Origin of the sequence: Streptomyces tateyamensis (assembly GCF_003205575.1) — a bacterium.
Lineage (GTDB): Bacteria > Actinomycetota > Actinomycetes > Streptomycetales > Streptomycetaceae > Kitasatospora > Kitasatospora tateyamensis.
The window spans coordinates 1-15,702 of record NZ_PYBW01000069.1 but is presented as its reverse complement, the minus strand read 5'-3'; the positions used below and the strand labels follow the sequence as shown (position 1 = coordinate 15,702).

The window sequence follows — 15,702 nt, the reverse complement described above, 5'->3', positions numbered from 1 at the left end:
CGGCCCGGGGGCCGGCTCCTGCATCCTGTTCCGGCAACCTGTTTCGGTGGAGACAACTCCCCTCCGCGACAGCGAAGTTACTTTTGGTGCGCAGGCCGCTCAACGCCTCCCGGGTCACTTCACTCTTAAGGGTGATCCAGAATCGCTTTCGGCTCCGCGGGCTCACCGTGCTCTGGCATGACCGCGTGAAGCGCCCGCGCCCGCCCGGCGGTGCGTACACCCGTACGGCCCGGCCCTGCTCCGGCGCGCGGTAGTCTCAACGGGTGCCGAAACTGTCCGAGGTCATCAACGCGCTCGAGGAGCTCTACCCACCCAGCTGGGCGGAGTCCTGGGATGCCGTCGGACTGGTCTGCGGCGACCCGGACGACCAGGTGCACCGGGTGCTCTTCGCCGTCGACCCGGTCTCGGCCGTGGTCGAGGAGGCGGTGGAGTGGGGCGCCGACCTGCTGGTCACCCATCACCCGCTCTACCTGCGCGGCACCACCACGGTGGCGGCCGACTCGTTCAAGGGCCGGGCGGTCCACCGCCTGATCCGGGCCGGCATCGCCCTGCACGTCGCGCACACCAACGCCGACCACGCCGACCCCGGTGTCTCGGACGCGCTGGCCGAGGCGATCGGCCTCAAGGTCACCGGCCCGCTGCTGGCGGACCCGACCGACCCGGCCGGGCGCCGCGGCACCGGCCGGATCGGCGAGCTGCCCGAACCGCTGCCCCTGGCCGCCTTCGCCGCCCGGGTGGCCGCCGGGCTGCCGGCCACCGCCACCGGTGTGCGGGTCAGCGGCGACCCGGACCGGCCCGTGCACCGGGTCGCGGTCTGCGGCGGCTCCGGCGACTCCTTCTTCGCCCAGGTCCGCGCGGCCGGCGTGGACGCCTACGTCACCGCCGACCTGCGCCACCACCCCGCCTCCGAGGCCGCCGAGGCCGGCCGCGGGATCGCCCTGGTGGACGCCGCCCACTGGGCCACCGAGTGGCCCTGGCTGGACCTGGCCGCCCGTGACCTGGGCACCGCCGCCGACCGGCACGGCTGGCAGCTGGAGACCAGGGTCTCCACCCTGGTCACCGACCCGTGGACGGCGCACGCCCCGATGCCGTACCCGCCCACCCCCTGACTTCCCGTCCGCTCGACCCCGCCATCACAGGAGCTCCCCGCTTGAACGCCGCGCCCGCCGACCAGATCCGCCTGCTCGACCTGCAGGCCCTCGACTCCAAGCTGGACCAGCTGGCCCACCGCCGCCGCACGCTGCCCGAGCACGCGGAGATCGACAAGGCCGCGGCCGACCGCGCCGCCCTCAAGTCCCTGGTGGTCGCCGCCGAGGCGCAGCAGGGCGACACCGCCCGCGAGCTGACCAAGGCCGAGCAGGACGTCGAGCAGGTGCGCAGCCGGGCTGCCCGCAACCAGCAGCGGATGGACTCCGGCGCGGTCGGCTCCGCCCGGGACCTGGAGAACCTGCAGCACGAGAACGGCTCGCTGGCGAAGCGTCAGGCCGACCTCGAGGACGTGGTGCTGGAGGTGATGGAGCGGCTGGAGTCGGCGCAGACCCGGGTCACCGAACTGACCGGCCGTCTCGAGCACGCCGACGTGGTGCTGAACGAGGCCACCGCCCGCCGCGACGCCTCCTTCGCCGAGCTGGACGCGGAGTCGGCCAAGCTCACCCGGGACCGCGAGACGGTGGCCGCCGTGGTGCCGGCCGACCTGATGAAGCTGTACACCCGGCTGCGCGAGCAGCAGGGCGGGGTCGGCGCGGCCCGGCTGTTCCAGCGGCGGTGCGAGGGCTGCCGGGTGGAGTTCGCGATCACCGACCTGAACGCGATCAAGGCGGAGCCGAAGGACGCCGTGCTGCGCTGCGAGAACTGCGGCCGGATCCTGGTGCGCACCGCCGAGTCGGGCATCTGAGCCGGTGGCGCGCAGGTTCGTCGTCGAGGCGGACGGCGGCTCGCGGGGCAACCCCGGGCCCGCCGGGTACGGCGCGGTGGTCCGTGACGGCGACACCGGACTGATCGTCGCCGAGGCCGCCGAGTACCTCGGGCGCGTCACCAACAACGTGGCCGAGTACAAGGGCCTGATCGCCGGTCTGCGCGCCGCCCACGAGCTCGACCCCGAGGCCACCGTGGACGTCCGGATGGACTCCAAGCTGGTGGTCGAGCAGATGTCCGGGCGCTGGAAGATCAAGCACCCCGACATGCAGCCGCTGGCGGCGGAGGCGCGCTCCGTCTTCCCGCCCGGCCGGGTGAGCTACGCCTGGATCCCGCGCGAGCGGAACACGGACGCGGACCGGCTGGCGAACGAGGCGATGGACGCCGGCCAGGCGGGCCGGGCGTGGGTGCCGAAGGCGGGCGCCGAGGGGTCGGGGTCGGTGGGGTCGGGGTCGGCGGTCTCGGCGGAGCCGGTCGAGGAGCCGCTGCCGGTAGCGGGCGCACCGAAGGCGGGCTGGGGGGCGGAGCTGGGCACCCCGACCACGCTGGTGCTGCTGCGGCACGGTGAGACGGCGCTGACGCCGCTCAAGCGGTTCTCGGGCAGCACCGGCAGCGATCCGGAGCTCTCCGAGAAGGGGCGCTGGCAGGCCGAGCGGGCGGCGCAGGAGCTGGCTGCGCGGGGCACCGTGCAGGCGGTGGTCTGCTCGCCGATGCTGCGCACCCGCCAGACCGCGGAGGCGGCCGCGCTGCGGCTCGGGCTCGACCTGCGGGTGGAGAGCGGGCTGCGCGAGCTGGACTTCGGGGACTGGGAGGGGCTCACCTTCGGCGAGGTGCAGGAGCGGTACCCGGCGGACCTGGACGCCTGGCTGGCCTCCAGCAAGGCGAAGCCGACCGGGAGCACCGAGAGCTTCGCCTCGCTGGCGCAGCGGGTCGCGGTGGCCCGTGACAAGTTGCTGGCCCGGTACGCCGGGAAGACGGTCCTGGTGGTCTCGCACGTCAGCCCGATCAAGACGCTGGTCCGGCTCGCACTGGGGGCCCCGCCGGACTCGCTGTACCGGATGGAGCTGTCGGCTGCTTCGTTCTGCGCGGTGCAGTACTACTCGGACGGGAACGCGTCGGTGCGGTTGATGAACGACACCGGGCATCTGCGCTGAGGCGTTCTCGCGCGGGGCGCTGACGGATGGTGGATGGCGGCTGTGGACCAACGTCTGACGGCTGGCGCTTAGCGCCTACCACTCAACGACTAACAGCTGACAGAATCTGAAATCTGTCAGCTGTTAGTCGTTGAGTGGTAGACACCCCTCACCACTCGCCATCCACCGCCCGTCAGCTGACCCACCCTCAGTGGATCTCCGTCACCACCACGTCCAACTGCCAAGCCTTCCGCGCCGTCCCCTGCGCAGCGACCTCCACCAGGTACCCAAGCCCGCGCAGCACGTCCAGCAGCTCGCCCGGTGTCTCCGGCTCCGCCCCCGAGTTGAGCAGGTCGCGCACCAGCCGCCCCTTGGTGGCCTTGTTGAAGTGGCTCACCACCGAACGCTTGCCGTCCTTCTCCTGCAGCACCCGCACCGTGGCGGTCCGCTCCACCACGGCCCCCGCCGGCTTCCAGCTCGCCGCGTACGCCGAGCTGCGCAGGTCCAGGACCAGGCCGTCCGCCCCCGCCTCCGCCGGCAGCACGTCCGCCGTCGCCCGCCGCCAGTACGCCCCGAGCGCGCCCAGCGGGGGAAGCTTCACCCCGCCCGAGCAGCGGTACGCCGGAATCCGGTCGCCGAGCCGCACCGCACCCCAGAGCCCCGAGAAGACCAGGAGCGAACGCTCGGCCCGCGCGTACCCGGCCTCGTCCAGCTTGGCCAGCCCCAGCGCGTCGTACAGCACCCCGGTGTACAGCTCGCCGGCCGGCAGTGCGGGCGCGCTGCGCAGGCCGGCGTTGCGGGCCACCTCGCCGCGCAGGCCCTTGCTCAGTCCGAGCACTTCGGCCGCCGTCTCCTCGTCGCCGCGGCACAGCTCCACCAGCGCGTCCAGCACCCGCTCGCGGGCGGGTGTCAGCCCGGGCAGCGAGAGCGAGGCCAGTTCCACCGGTGCGCCCTCGGCCACGGCGGCCTTACCCTCGGACGGCGGCAGCAGCACCAGGAACGGCATTCGGGGCACTCCCTCACGATCTCGTTAAACAATCTGTAGTAATCTACCCGGCCCGGGATCCGCCTCTTTACCATGAACTGAGGCGACAGATGGGGGCGAGCCGGTGTTCCACCGCGAACGGGTCGAGATGGCCGCCGCACCTGAGGCGGTCTGGGCAGTGCTGGTCGACGTCCAGGGCTGGCGCAAGTGGACGGCGTCGGTCGAGCTGATCCGGCGCCGCGAGCAGGGCCGTCCGTTCGCCCTCGGCTCCGAGGCGTGGGTCAAGCAGCCGCGGCTGCCCGGGGCCCTGTGGCGGGTCACCGGGTACGAGGCGGGGCGCGCCTTCACCTGGGAGAGCCGCTCGCCGGGCGTGCGCACGGTGGCCGACCACCAGCTGCGTCCCACCGCGACGGGCACCGAGCTGATCCTGGAGCTGCGTCAGGAGGGATTCCTGGCACCGCTGGCCCGGCTGCTGCTCGGCCGGCTGATCCGGCGCTACCTCGCGATGGAGGCCGCCGGCCTGAAGGCCTACTGCGAGGGCCTGGCCAGAACCTAGGCCCGGACAGGCCTTGGGGCCGCGTGGGGCAACCGTCGCCCCTCCCACCCCCCGGGTACCCTGCGGTCATGCCTCGCCGACTGCTGCGCGTCCGAGCCGCCGATCCCACCCGGATCAACACCGAACTGGCCGAGCTGCGCGCCCGGTTGCAGATCCCCGAGGAGTTCCCGCCGGCCGTGCTCGCCGAGGCCGACGAAGCCGCCCGGGCACCCCGGCTGCCCGAGTACGACGCGACCGAGCTGCCCTTCTTCACTGTCGACCCGCCCGGATCGCTCGACCTCGACCAGGCGATCCACCTGGCCCGCCGCCCGGGCGGCGGCTACCGGGTGCACTACGCGATCGCCGACGTGGCCGCCTTCGTCCGCCCCGGGGGCGCGATCGACACCGAGGCCCGCCGCCGGGTGCAGACCCTCTACTTCCCCGACCAGCGGGTCCCGCTGCACCCCGCCGCACTCTCCGAGGGTGCCGCCAGCCTGCTGCCCGGCCAGGAGCGCCCCGCCCTGCTCTGGCAGATCGACCTGGACCCGGACGGCGCGGTGGTGCTGGCCGACGTGCGCCGGGCCAGGGTCCGCTCCCGCCGCCGGCTGGACTACGCCACCGTCCAGCAGGCGGTGGACGGCGGCCGCCCGGACGAGCAGCTGACCCTGCTCGCCGAGGTCGGCCTGGCCCGCGAGCTGCAGGAGCAGGCCCGTGGCGGAGTCAGCCTGCCGGTCCCGGAGCAGGAGATCGAGGCCACCGACCACGGCTACCGGCCCACCTACCGGGCGCCGCGTCCGGCCGACGGCTGGAACGCCCAACTCTCGCTGCTCACCGGCATGGTCGCGGCCGAACTGATGCTGGACGCGGGCACCGGCCTGCTACGTACCCTGCCCGCCGCCCCGCCCTCGGCGTACGAGAAGCTGCGCCGCTGCGCGCACGCGCTCTACGTCCCGTGGCCCGCCGCCCTGCCGTACCCGGCGCTGATCCGCTCGCTCGACCCGCACCTGCCGCACCACGCCGCCTTCCTGCACGAGTGCACCGGCCTGCTGCGCGGCGCCGGCTACCAGGCCTTCGACGCGGCCGCGGGCACCGTCCCGCCCGCCGACCCGGGCCATGCCGCACTCGCCGCGCCGTACGCGCACTGCACCGCGCCGCTGCGCCGGCTGGCCGACCGGTACGCGCAGGAGGTCTGCGTGGCGGTGGCCGGCGGCACGCCGGTCCCGGACTGGGTGCGCGAGGGCCTGACGACCGTCCCCGCCCTGATGGCGGGCGGCGACCGGCGCGCGCACCAGGTCGAGCGGGACTGCGTGGAACTGGTGGAGGCCGAACTGTTGCGCGGGCGGGAGGGCGAGGGGTTCGACGCGGTGGTGGTGGACCTGGACGACAAGCGGCCCGGGCGTGGCACCGTCCAACTCGCCGACCCCGCCGTCCGGGCCCGCTGCGAGGCCCCGACCGGCCACCGCCTCCCGCTCGGCGAGCGGATCCGGGTGGTGCTCACCCTCGCCGACCCCGCCGCCCGGTCGGTCCGCTTCGCACCGGCCTGACCAAGGGCCCCCATCGGACCCGATAGGATGGCCAGCACGGCGGAAGAGCCGACCGGGCGGTCGCGACGGATCCACCAGGATCCGCCGAGGAACGTCCGGGCTCCACAGAGCAGGGTGGTGGGTAACGCCCACCCGGGGTGACCCGCGGGACAGTGCCACAGAAAACAGACCGCCTACCTCGGTAGGTAAGGGTGAAACGGTGGTGTAAGAGACCACCAGCGACCGGGGTGACTCGGCCGGCTAGGTAAACCCCACCCGGAGCAAGGTCAAGATCGGGACCCTCGGGCCCCGTGCGCGGATGACCGAGGGCTGCTCGCCCGAGTCCGCGGGTAGACCGCACGAGGCTGTCGGCAACGGCAGCCCTAGATGGATGGCCGCCTCCCCGGGCCGCGCAAGCAACCTGGGAGACAGAACCCGGCGTACAGGCCGGCTCCATCCGCCGTACCAGGGGCTTTGCCCCCGGAAGGGCCTCTGACCTGCGTCGGAGGCCCTTTCCGATCTTTCGGGGGCTTGCCGCGTTACGCGGCAAAAAGTCCCCGGAACGTCCCCCTGACAGAGCGGAAAGTCCCCGAAAAGTCCCCCAGGATGATCTTGATCGAGAGGTCTTGACCTGGGCTCGGAGCGCGCGGTTGGGCGGGCAGGAAGCGGGTCGGGGTGTCAGGCATTGCTCGGCAAGTTCGCGGACCCGTGCGAAGGCGACGATCTCGGCCTTCGGCTCGAGGGCGCTGGTGGGTTCGTCGGCGATGACGAAGTGGGTGGGGCGTCCGCCCGGGGCACAGCGGGGTTCGGTGTCACGGGTGCTACATCGGGTGCCCGTTGTGCAGGACGAGCTGGCGGCTCTCCGCGCGGGCCTGGGTGAGCGAGGACAGTAGGGCGTAGCGCGTCGGCGGCAGGATCGGCTGCCATTCGGTGAGGCGGCGGAAGGCGTGGCTGTCGTGTTCGTCGGACAGCAGGATCGCTTCGGCCTGGGCGGCGGTGAGCCAGCCTCCGTCGAAGTGGTAGTCCGTCATGGCCGGCCGGTGCTCGGTCGGGTCGCGGAAGTCCGTCCCCAGGGGGCGCAGGATGCCGGTGAGGTCGAGGCCGGTCTCCTCCAGAGTCTCGCGTGCCGCAGCCCTCAGCGGGTTCTCGTCGTGGTCGAGGCGGCCCCCGGGGAACAGCCAGCGTGGGTCGGCGCCGAAGGCGTCCCGCTGCTCGTTCGGGGCTTCGTGGAGCAGCAGGATCCGGTTGCGCTGGTCCGTAAGGAACACGGCGCAGCCGTGGAGCGCCTGCGGCATTGTCTTCAGGTGTTCGGCGGGGGGAATCCACTGCGGCATCGTGAGCGGTCTCCTGTTCGTTGGCGCAGCCGGTTCAGCCCAGGCCCTCGGGTTTGTCGCCCCGATAGAGGACATGCACGTGGAGGTGCTTGGATTCCTGGTAGTCGCCGAGGTTCGTCACGACGCACGCGGCGCCGTGCTCGGCTCGGACCTGGGCGGCCACCGACCGGACGACCCGCATTACCTCCGTCAGCAGCTCCTCGCCGCCGTCGCCCAGCTCTTCGAGCGAGGGGACGTGCTGCTTCGGCACGACCACGATGTGCACCGGGTAGCTGGGCCGGGTGTGGTGGTAGGCCAGGACCAGGTCCGTCTCCTGGACGGTGTCCACCGGCGTGAGGCCCTTAAGCACCTGCTCGCAGTAGAAGTCGGACATGCTCAGGCTCCGATCAGTTCGATGTACGGCGGGTACAGCCGCTTGGACGTCTCGACCAGCGGCACCCGGGCGACGGACGGCTCGGCCAGCAGCTGGTACGAGATCATGGGGCGGTGCTCTCCTTCGGGTCGGTGTGCTCGCGCTGGTTGGGAATCCCGCGGTCGTTCTGCAGCTGCCATAGCTCGTGGAAGAGGCCGCTCGTGTCGGCGACGAGTTCGGTGAAGGTGCCCTGCTGGATGATGCGGCCGTGGTCGAGGACCACGATGCGGTCCGCCATGGCGACGTTGGCGAGGCGGTGGCTGACCAGTACCACGGCGCGGTTGCGGGCGAGAGCACGCAGGCCGGAGAAGATCCGGTGCTCGGCACGGGGATCGAGCGCGGAGGTCGGCTCGTCCAGGACAAGTAGGCCCGAACGCCGGTAGAAGGCCCGAGCGATGGCGATCCTCTGCCACTGGCCGCCGGAGAGTTCTTGTCCGCCCCACATCTCCCGTGCGAGGAGGGTGTCCAGGCCGGCGCGCAGATCGTCCAGGACATCGACGGCCCCGGAGGCGAGGGCGGCGGCGTGGACCGCCTCGTCACCACCGTGCGGTTGGCCGAGGGTGATGTTCTCGCGGGCGGTCAGGGGGAAGCGCGCGTAACTCTGAGGCACGACCGCTGTTTCCTTCCACAGGGCCGCCGAGTCCAGGTCGCAGGTGTCGACGCCGTCCCACGTCACCGCTCCCTCGGTGGGGAGGTAGAGCCCGGCGAGGATCTTGGACAGCGTGGTCTTGCCGCTGCCGTTCTCGCCGACCAGGGCGAGCACCTCACCGCGCCGGACTTCCAGGGTGACCTTCTGAAGGGACGGGGTGTCAGAGGAGGGGTAGGTGTAGGTGAGGTTCTCGGCCCGGACGGACAGCGGGCTGCCGGGGACCTGGTCGCCACGGTCGATCCGGTGGCCGCCGGCCTCGTCCAGGAACGTCGACCAGTCATCCAGGTAGAGCCCGGTGCGGTAGAGGTCGGCGCCATAACCCACGATGCCGCGCAGCCCCGAACTGGCGGCTCCGAGCGCGAAGAACGCGGTGCCCGCCGACGCCAGCGACATGTGGCCGGTGGCGAGCAGCAGGACCACGGCGCCCCACACCAGTGCGGTCGCCACGCCGGTCGCGATGGCTCCGAGCACGTACACCTTGGCGCTTCGCCAGGCGGCGTTGTTGGTGGCGGCGGTGACGCGGTCGCCGACCGCTCGGTACTTCTCCAGCAGGAACGGCGCCATGGTGCCCGAACGGATCTGGTCGGCGGGTTCCTTGTCGACAAGGTACCAGCGCAGCAGGCTCAGCACGCGCCGGTCCTGGTGGGTCTTCACCATCGTGACGTAGCCGATCCGAGCGGAACGGACCGAGGCGATGCCCTGCGGGAGGGCCGCGAGTACCAGGAGCGGCAGCAGCACGGGGTGAAGGACGGCCAGGACCCCGGCGGCAGCGATGAGGGAGGCGCCGGAGGCGATCAGGTTCTGGGTCTCACCGATGAGATCGCGGGAGACTTCCACCCCGCGGTCGGCCGCGCTGAACCGATCGTTGTAGCCGGGGCGGTCGTAGGCGGTCAGCTCGGCGGCAGTGGCCGCGTCGAGCATCATCAGCTCGGCCTCGCGCGCGATCTTCGGGGAGATCCGGGAGGAGAGGGCGGTGACGGTGATCCCGAGCAGGGACCGGAGGCCGGCCGCCCCGGCGATGACCGCGATGGAGGGGATCGCCTGGTGGAGGCGGTCGATGATGTGGCCCGAGGCGATCAGGGCCTTGATCGTTCCGGTGGTGGCCAGCAGCCCGAAGGCGCCCAGCAGTCCGGAGATGGCCTGGCAGATCAGCAGGGCGGTGATGGCGCCGCGGTCGACCCGCCAGGCGAGGCCAAGGGTGCGGCGCATCAGGCTGGGCAGCCGGCGGGCCATGTTCCGGGCGGTCATGGACTCGGCGATTTCGGGGACGTCGCCGCCGGGGTGCTGGAACTTCAGCTCCTCGCTCGGCGTGGTGTCAGTCGGGGTGTCGGGGGTGGTGGTGTCGGTCACGGTCACCGTCCAGTCCGGGGGCGTGAGGGGTGCTATCCGAGATAGCCGGGGGTGTGGAGCAGGACGGTGGCGCCGGTGTTGGGTGGGCCGGGGGAAACCGGTGCTGGCGACCGGTGAAGTCGTTCCGCCCCTTGCCGCACGGCGCTCGGGCGCGACGGCAAGGGGAAGGCACCGGTGCCGCCGTGCCGGTCATGTGCCGACGAGCTCCCGCTGGCCGGAGGCCGGGTCGAATCCATGGGTGGAGAACGCGGGCTCGCCGGCCAGATATGCCTCTACTGCGGCCTTGGAGGTCGGGAACATCGGGCTGGGCAGGACGGCGGCTGCGGGGTGCCAGCGCACGTCCAGGTGCTTGTGCGGCTCGACGTTGGTCAGCTCGCCCGTGAACTCACTGGTGGCGAAGACGAAGAGCACGAACCCGCCGAGCCCGTCCCAGCCTTCCTTGGCCTGGATCGTGTGGACCAGGCGCAGGTCGGACGGCCGGACGATGAGTCCGCTTTCCTCGCGCAGCTCCCGGGCGGCGGCGTCGGGGATCGCCTCGCCGGGGTCGACTTTCCCACCGGGGATCGTCCACGCGGGGCCCGGGGTCCAACTGCGCTGGGCGTAGTGGACGGTGGCGATCTGGTCGGTTTTCAGATCGTGGGCGATGACGCAGACTGACAGCCTGCTCGTCTCGTGCATCAGGTGCTCCTTGTCGTGGGTGGGGTGGCGGTCCTTGGGCGCGATGCGACGGCGGCCTCAGGCGTCGCGCGGGGGCAACTCCGAGAGGGCGGTCTCTCGCATGATGCGGTCGACGGTGTCGTGGAGGGTGCTGTCGCTGCCGATGACGGTCTCGATGCCGCCGGGCAGGACGTCGTGCTCGCGGTACCAGTCGCGCAGCTCGCGCTCGGTGACAGCTGCCTGGTATGCGGGATCGGCCTTCGAGGCGTGCCGGGTGAGCGTCTCGTCGATCGGGATGTCGAGGTAGTAGCAGCAGGAGACGCCGCGGTTGTCGTTCACCAGGTTCGCGAGCATGTCGCCGTAGTGGTCGGCGTACAGGATGCCCTCGATGACGACGTGGTAGCCGGCTTCCAGCGCGTAGCGGGCCACCGTGTCGATCAGGCCGATGTTCGCGCCGCCGGGCCGGTCGCGCTCGCGCAGCACGATCCGACGCAGATTGTCCTGCCCGACCAGGGCCAGTCCCCGGCCGAAGCGGTCCCGGATCCCCGCCGCCACTGACGACTTTCCGGACGCCGAGTTTCCTCGGAGGACAATGAGCCTGGTCTCCTCGCTTCCCACGGGCATCCGGGCAGCCGGAAGCCCCGGAGGGCTCGCGGTGCTCATGCCGGCCAGCCGACGACGGACAGCAGGTGCCCGGCGGTGATCTGCGAGAGCGCGTCGGCGGTGTAGCCGACGATCGGTTCCGGAAGCTCGTCCAGCGGCCACCACTGAAGAGCAGTGCACTTGTCCGGCTCGCGGTTGGTGATCTTCCCGGTGTATGAGCGCGGTGAGAAGAAGAGCTGGAGGCGCCCTGCACCGTCGTCGGCGTCGAGGTGGTGAAGGGTGTGCACCATGCCGAGGTCCTCCTCGCGGATGGTGATGCCGAGTTCCTCCTTGGCCTCGCGGGCCATGCCAGCCAGGACGGACTCTCCCGCTTCGAGGTGACCTGCGGGAACGTGCCAGCTGCCTTCGGCGAAGGGGGTGTTGGCGCGCCGCCCGAGCAGCACCCGGCCGTCCTCGACCAGGACCAGGTGCACTCCTACAACCAGCGTGTGGGCCATCGGACTCCTTCCTTTCGAACAGCGACGCGCAGGGCTGCGACGGCGGCCCGCACATGTCAGGCCATGACAAAGCCGCGATCAGACTGGTGATCGTTCGTCGTACGTGAGTACGTGAGTACGTCGGCAGATGCCCCACCATAGGCAGCCCAGCGAGGCTGCCTCGGCGTGTCGCGGCGAATACCACACGATCCGGTGAATACCACCAACTCGTCATGCTGATAAGGCGGTTGATCGAACGGGCAGTGTGCCACGAGCCACTGACAATCCGGCCGCGCCCAGGGTCACGGTGTGTGCTTCCGACCCTTGTCGGGCCGGTCGCGGCAGAGTTCAACACGATGGCGGTCACGCCGAAGGCGGCGCGGATGCTCCGGCGCGTCGGCAAGTGCGGAGGCCGCCGATTCGGCGGGAGCAGGTCGGGTTGCCTCGCTGCCTCCGTTCCGTTCGGCGAAGGGAGTGAGGGGTGGGTGAGGGTGGTCCGGGCGGAGGGCGGCGCCCCGGGCATCGGCGCAGGTCGTGCCCGGGGCCCGTCCGGTGGGTCAGGTCTGGGCGAAGCCGCGGGCCAGCTCGACATCGGTCACCCGTGCGTCGTGGAACCGCAGTTCGGCCTGGGCCAGGCTCGCGTAGTGGGCGACCACCTCCGCCCCGAGCAGGTCGCCGGCCAGGGTGCTCGCCTCGAACAGGCGCAGAGCCTCGCGCAGGGTGGTCGGCACCGCAGCATCGGCGTGGTCGCGGTAGCCGTCACCGGTGGTCGCCGCAGGAGGCTTGAGGCCGCCCTCGATTCCGCGCCGGGCCGCAGCCAGCACGGCGGCCAGCGCGAGGTAGGGGTTGGCGTCCGCCCCTGGCAGCCGGATCTCCAGGTGAAGCCCGCTGCCATGGCCCACTACCCGCACCGCGCAGGAGCGATTGTCCCAACCCCACGTGAACCAGGTGGGCGCGAAGGAGTGAGGACGGTAGCGCTTGTAGGAGTTGACGTTCGGCGCGTACAACGGCGCCAGGTCCGGCAGGCCCTCCAGCACCCCCGCCACCACCTGCCAGCCCAGGTCGGACAGCTCGCCGGGCCGCTCGCGGTCGGCGAGCACCGCCAGATCGCCCTGCCAGAGGGAGACGTGCAGGTGCAGGCCGGAGGCGACGCGGTCGGCGGGCGCGGCCATGAACGTCGGCAGCAGGCGCATGCGTTCACCGACCGCGCGGGCGGCGTGCTTGAGCAGCACGTGCTGCTCGCACGCGGCCACCGGCTCCCCGTATGGGAACGTCACCTCGACCTGGCCGGGCGCCCCTTCGGTCTTGACCGCCTCCACCGGGTGGCCGGCCCCGGCCATGGCGGCGGTGAGCTTGGCGGTGTAGCGCACCAGCTCGCGCGGGTGGTCGAGTGCGTAGTCGCGGTTGTCTGCCGTCACCGGGTGCAGGCCGCGGAAGCCGGTGGCGGCGGCCTGAGCGAGGGTGCCCTGGTAGAGGAGGACCTGACGGCACCCCTCGCACCTCCGACTGGGTCGAGACGAACCTCCTCACCCCTTATCGGGCGCTGAGGACTGATCGGCCGGGCAAGCCCGTACTCCAGTCGTATCCCGACTTTCGCGACCGCACCCTGGCCTGCACCGAACTGGAGCAGTTCACCAAGCTCAGCGGCTTCCAGCCTTCCCTGCGGGACTACCAGGTCGCCGACCTCGCAGGCATCCTGCCCCGCGACATCCGCACTGCCCTGTGCAGCGCCTTCGAAGACCTCATGGCCTACTTCTCCGGCGGGCCACTTGCAGCCGCCACCGCCTCCCAGGTCGCCGTGATCGGTCTCGAACTGGAGAACCTCTGGGACGAGCTGAAGCTCACCGACAGCTTGGAGACCACCGCCCCCGGCCTCTACGCGGCCGGCGACTGCACGGGGCTGGCCCAGGGCATCCTCCAAGCCGCAGTCGGCGGCCTGGTAGCGGCCGAGGCCATCACCAGCGAACCCGGACGCACCACCAAGAAGGCCGCATGAGCGCCGCCCAGGCCACCGCAGCGGCCAGCAACGCCGTCGTCGAGGTCTTCGGCGACAACTTGCTGTGCTCCTTCATCGGTGGCTCGTACGCTCGCGGCACCCACAAGCCGACCAGCGACATCGACCTGTTCATCATCACCGCCCACAGCGACCACGACCAGGAGCGCCACTTCGCCGAACGCCTCCGCGCTCTACACCTGCTCGCCGGTCTCGACTTCGACCACTGCGGGGAGATCCTCACCGTCGACACCTTGAACGATCTGCTGGCCTTCACCGAATCCTGCATCGCAGCCGCGCCAGCCATCCAGCGATCCGCCTGCTACCTCGCGGACTGCCCGCTGTCGGTGTTCCGCAAGGGCGACGTGGTGTTCAAGTTCCTCAGCGATCCCAAGACCGGGGTCCACGACCCGGGTTGCATGCTGCCCGCGCTCGAAGCTCGCGCCGCAGCCTACTTCTCCACTTGGCCAATGCCCCGGATCCAGGACCACAAAGGCCGACTGCGCCTGCCACCCGGTAGCCCGCAGCACCACCTCTCCAACCTGTGGCAGTCCCGGGCCGCCACCTCCGCATGGACCGATACCCCCGTCGGAATCGGCCTGGAGCGATGGTTCGGAACCGAGTTGCCCATCCGCGCCGGAGCCCTGCACGCGAGCCGCATCGCTGCCCAGCCACCAACTGACGGTGCCACCTGCCCGCTGCCCATCGCCGACGAAACCCTCGCGGCACCCCTGACCGCCCAGTGCCTGGCCTTCCTCCACACCGAACCGGAAGGAAACCGATGACCACCGTCTCCCTTGGCATGCCCACCAGCCGGCCGCCGATCTACCGCCAGACCCGCGAACGGTTCGTCTTCCTCTATCCCACCACCGCGTGCAGCCTGCGCTGCAAGACCTGCTACGTGGGTAACGACCGTCTCAACGCCGCCAACACCATGAGCGTCGAGACGGCGATCAAGGTCATGGACTACTTCCGGATCACCGGAGGCCACGACAAGCTCTACCTTCTGGGCGGCGAGCCCACCATGCACCCCGAACTGCCCACCATCGTCGCCGAAGGCCGCAAGCGCGGCTACCAGGTCACCATCAGCAGCAATGGCGACTTCGACGACGACCTCTTCGACAAGATCCCGCCGAGCACCCTCAACAGCTTCAACTTCTCCCTGGAGTCCGCCGACCCGCGCATCCACCGCAAGATCCGTGGCAACCCCACCAACTACGACAAGGTCGTCCGCCACATCGGACAGGCACGCGAACTCGGCTACCAGGTGCGCGTGATGTGCACCGTCTCGCAGACCAACCGCGAGGGAGCCCTCGACCTCATCCCCTTCCTCGCCGAACGCGGCGCCCACACCCTCAGTTTCCACAACCTCGGCAAGACCGGGAACGGCGGTCGCTTCCTTCAGCCGCTCAGCCCCACGGAGTGGATGGAATTCTGCGCTGAGATCGAGGCTTACACGCCCGAGCCGCGCCTGGCGGTCTACTACCCGCCGACCTTCGTCAAGGCAGACGACCAGGCGGCGTGGTTCGACCGCGGGTACCCGGGCTGCCCCGCCCGCACTCTCGACCGCCCGCACGTCTACCCGGACGGAACTGTCTTCGCCTGCCCCGTCTTCATGGACGACGGCCGGCATTACGCCACCTTCGACGGCGACCGGCTCGTCCTGAACCCCGACCCGAATAACGAGCTCAACGCCTACCTCACCGCAGACCCGGTGTGCACCGGCTGCCCGAATACCGACACCTGCGGCGGAGGCTGCCCCGCGTACTCCCAGATCCCCGCCTACGCGGATAAGGGGTTCTACTCCTGCGACCGCGACACCACCCCGCTGTGCATCCTGTGGACCGTCTCCGCCTGGGGCGCCCGCGAAGCCGACTCGCTGCACACCCTGCGCTGAAAAGGAGACGACCACCGTGACAACCGGGTCCACCACACCTCACGCCCTGGTGCACGCAGCCGAGCACGCCACCGCCGCCAAGGAACCGTTCCTGTTCCTCTACATCACCGAGAAGTGCCAATTACGCTGCAAGCACTGCTACATGGGAGACCGCCTCGACGCAGAGCGGCGCATGACCCCCGCCATGGTCGAGGACATCCTCTCCAGCCTCCGCGTCGCCTACCTGCGTTCCGCAGTTGAT

General features: G+C 71.0%; 17 protein-coding genes and 1 other RNA gene. 10 read left to right on the top strand and 8 right to left on the bottom strand.

Annotated features, from left to right (window positions below; genetic code table 11):
• The first annotated feature begins 263 nt into the window (after window positions 1–263).
• Genes C7C46_RS19270 through C7C46_RS19260 form a run of 3 tightly spaced genes read left to right on the top strand, consistent with a single transcriptional unit; the run spans window position 264 to window position 3,068 of the window.
• Complete coding sequence (locus C7C46_RS19270; RefSeq protein WP_110671107.1) at window positions 264–1,109, top strand: Nif3-like dinuclear metal center hexameric protein; 846 nt, start codon at window positions 264–266, stop codon at window positions 1,107–1,109.
• A 41-nt stretch (window positions 1,110–1,150) separates the two neighbouring features.
• A complete protein-coding gene (locus C7C46_RS19265) occupies window positions 1,151–1,894 on the top strand; it encodes a zinc ribbon domain-containing protein (protein WP_181442421.1) in 744 nt (247 codons plus the stop codon).
• 4 nt (window positions 1,895–1,898) lie between these two features.
• Window positions 1,899–3,068 (top strand): bifunctional RNase H/acid phosphatase, encoded by a 1,170-nt coding sequence (locus C7C46_RS19260; protein WP_110671105.1) that lies wholly within the window; start codon window positions 1,899–1,901, stop codon window positions 3,066–3,068.
• A gap of 187 nt (window positions 3,069–3,255) precedes the next feature.
• On the opposite strand, the gene yaaA is transcribed toward C7C46_RS19260, so the two are convergent.
• Window positions 3,256–4,053, bottom strand: coding sequence for a peroxide stress protein YaaA (gene yaaA, locus C7C46_RS19255; RefSeq protein WP_110671104.1), 798 nt, complete (start codon window positions 4,051–4,053; stop codon window positions 3,256–3,258).
• Between the two features lie 103 nt (window positions 4,054–4,156).
• On the opposite strand from yaaA, the gene C7C46_RS19250 reads away from it, so the two are divergent.
• The 3 genes from C7C46_RS19250 (at window position 4,157) to rnpB (ending at window position 6,549) form a co-directional block, all read left to right on the top strand.
• Complete coding sequence (locus C7C46_RS19250) at window positions 4,157–4,588, top strand: SRPBCC family protein (protein WP_220040649.1); 432 nt, start codon at window positions 4,157–4,159, stop codon at window positions 4,586–4,588.
• Between the two features lie 68 nt (window positions 4,589–4,656).
• A complete protein-coding gene (locus C7C46_RS19245) occupies window positions 4,657–6,111 on the top strand; it encodes an RNB domain-containing ribonuclease (RefSeq protein WP_110671103.1) in 1,455 nt (484 codons plus the stop codon).
• 44 nt (window positions 6,112–6,155) lie between these two features.
• Window positions 6,156–6,549: RNase P RNA component class A (gene rnpB, locus C7C46_RS19240), an RNA gene on the top strand.
• A 362-nt stretch (window positions 6,550–6,911) separates the two neighbouring features.
• Here rnpB and C7C46_RS19235 read toward each other — a convergent pair.
• From C7C46_RS19235 to C7C46_RS19205, 7 genes are all read right to left on the bottom strand, one after another.
• A complete protein-coding gene (locus C7C46_RS19235; protein ID WP_181442420.1) occupies window positions 6,912–7,424 on the bottom strand; it encodes an NUDIX domain-containing protein in 513 nt (170 codons plus the stop codon).
• Between the two features lie 34 nt (window positions 7,425–7,458).
• The gene (locus tag C7C46_RS19230) at window positions 7,459–7,797 is read right to left on the bottom strand and encodes an HIT domain-containing protein (RefSeq protein ID WP_110671101.1); all 339 of its coding nucleotides are present in this window, start codon (window positions 7,795–7,797) and stop codon (window positions 7,459–7,461) included.
• Window positions 7,798–7,900: 103 nt separating this feature from the next.
• On the bottom strand, window positions 7,901–9,835 hold the full coding sequence (locus C7C46_RS19225; protein ID WP_245984539.1) for an ABC transporter ATP-binding protein: 1,935 nt from the start codon (window positions 9,833–9,835) through the stop codon (window positions 7,901–7,903).
• 189 nt (window positions 9,836–10,024) lie between these two features.
• Window positions 10,025–10,513, bottom strand: a complete 489-nt coding sequence (locus tag C7C46_RS19220; protein WP_110671100.1) for an NUDIX domain-containing protein — start codon at window positions 10,511–10,513, stop codon at window positions 10,025–10,027.
• 57 nt (window positions 10,514–10,570) lie between these two features.
• Complete coding sequence (locus tag C7C46_RS19215) at window positions 10,571–11,155, bottom strand: P-loop NTPase family protein (RefSeq protein ID WP_425470097.1); 585 nt, start codon at window positions 11,153–11,155, stop codon at window positions 10,571–10,573.
• Window positions 11,152–11,592, bottom strand: a complete 441-nt coding sequence (locus C7C46_RS19210) for an NUDIX hydrolase (RefSeq protein ID WP_110671098.1) — start codon at window positions 11,590–11,592, stop codon at window positions 11,152–11,154. The genes C7C46_RS19215 and C7C46_RS19210 overlap by 4 nt, the downstream gene beginning before the upstream one ends.
• A gap of 536 nt (window positions 11,593–12,128) precedes the next feature.
• A complete protein-coding gene (locus C7C46_RS19205; protein ID WP_245984537.1) occupies window positions 12,129–12,989 on the bottom strand; it encodes a glutamine synthetase in 861 nt (286 codons plus the stop codon).
• Between the two features lie 326 nt (window positions 12,990–13,315).
• Between C7C46_RS19205 and C7C46_RS19200 the strand changes: the two genes are divergently transcribed.
• The 4 genes from C7C46_RS19200 to C7C46_RS35125 form a co-directional block, all read left to right on the top strand.
• Entirely contained in the window at window positions 13,316–13,567 is a 252-nt protein-coding gene (locus C7C46_RS19200) for a hypothetical protein (RefSeq protein WP_110671096.1), read from the top strand.
• Window positions 13,564–14,349: a nucleotidyltransferase domain-containing protein gene (locus C7C46_RS19195; protein ID WP_110671095.1), complete on the top strand. Its 786-nt coding sequence runs from the start codon at window positions 13,564–13,566 to the stop codon at window positions 14,347–14,349. The genes C7C46_RS19200 and C7C46_RS19195 overlap by 4 nt, the downstream gene beginning before the upstream one ends.
• Window positions 14,346–15,461 carry a radical SAM/SPASM domain-containing protein gene (locus C7C46_RS19190; protein ID WP_110671094.1) on the top strand — a complete coding sequence of 372 codons (1,116 nt, stop codon included), beginning with the start codon at window positions 14,346–14,348 and terminating at the stop codon, window positions 15,459–15,461. Before C7C46_RS19195 ends, C7C46_RS19190 begins: the two co-directional genes overlap by 4 nt.
• Window positions 15,462–15,477: 16 nt before the next feature.
• Window positions 15,478–15,702 (top strand): hypothetical protein (locus C7C46_RS35125; RefSeq protein WP_220040648.1); only part of this gene is annotated, 225 nt, incomplete at its 3' end.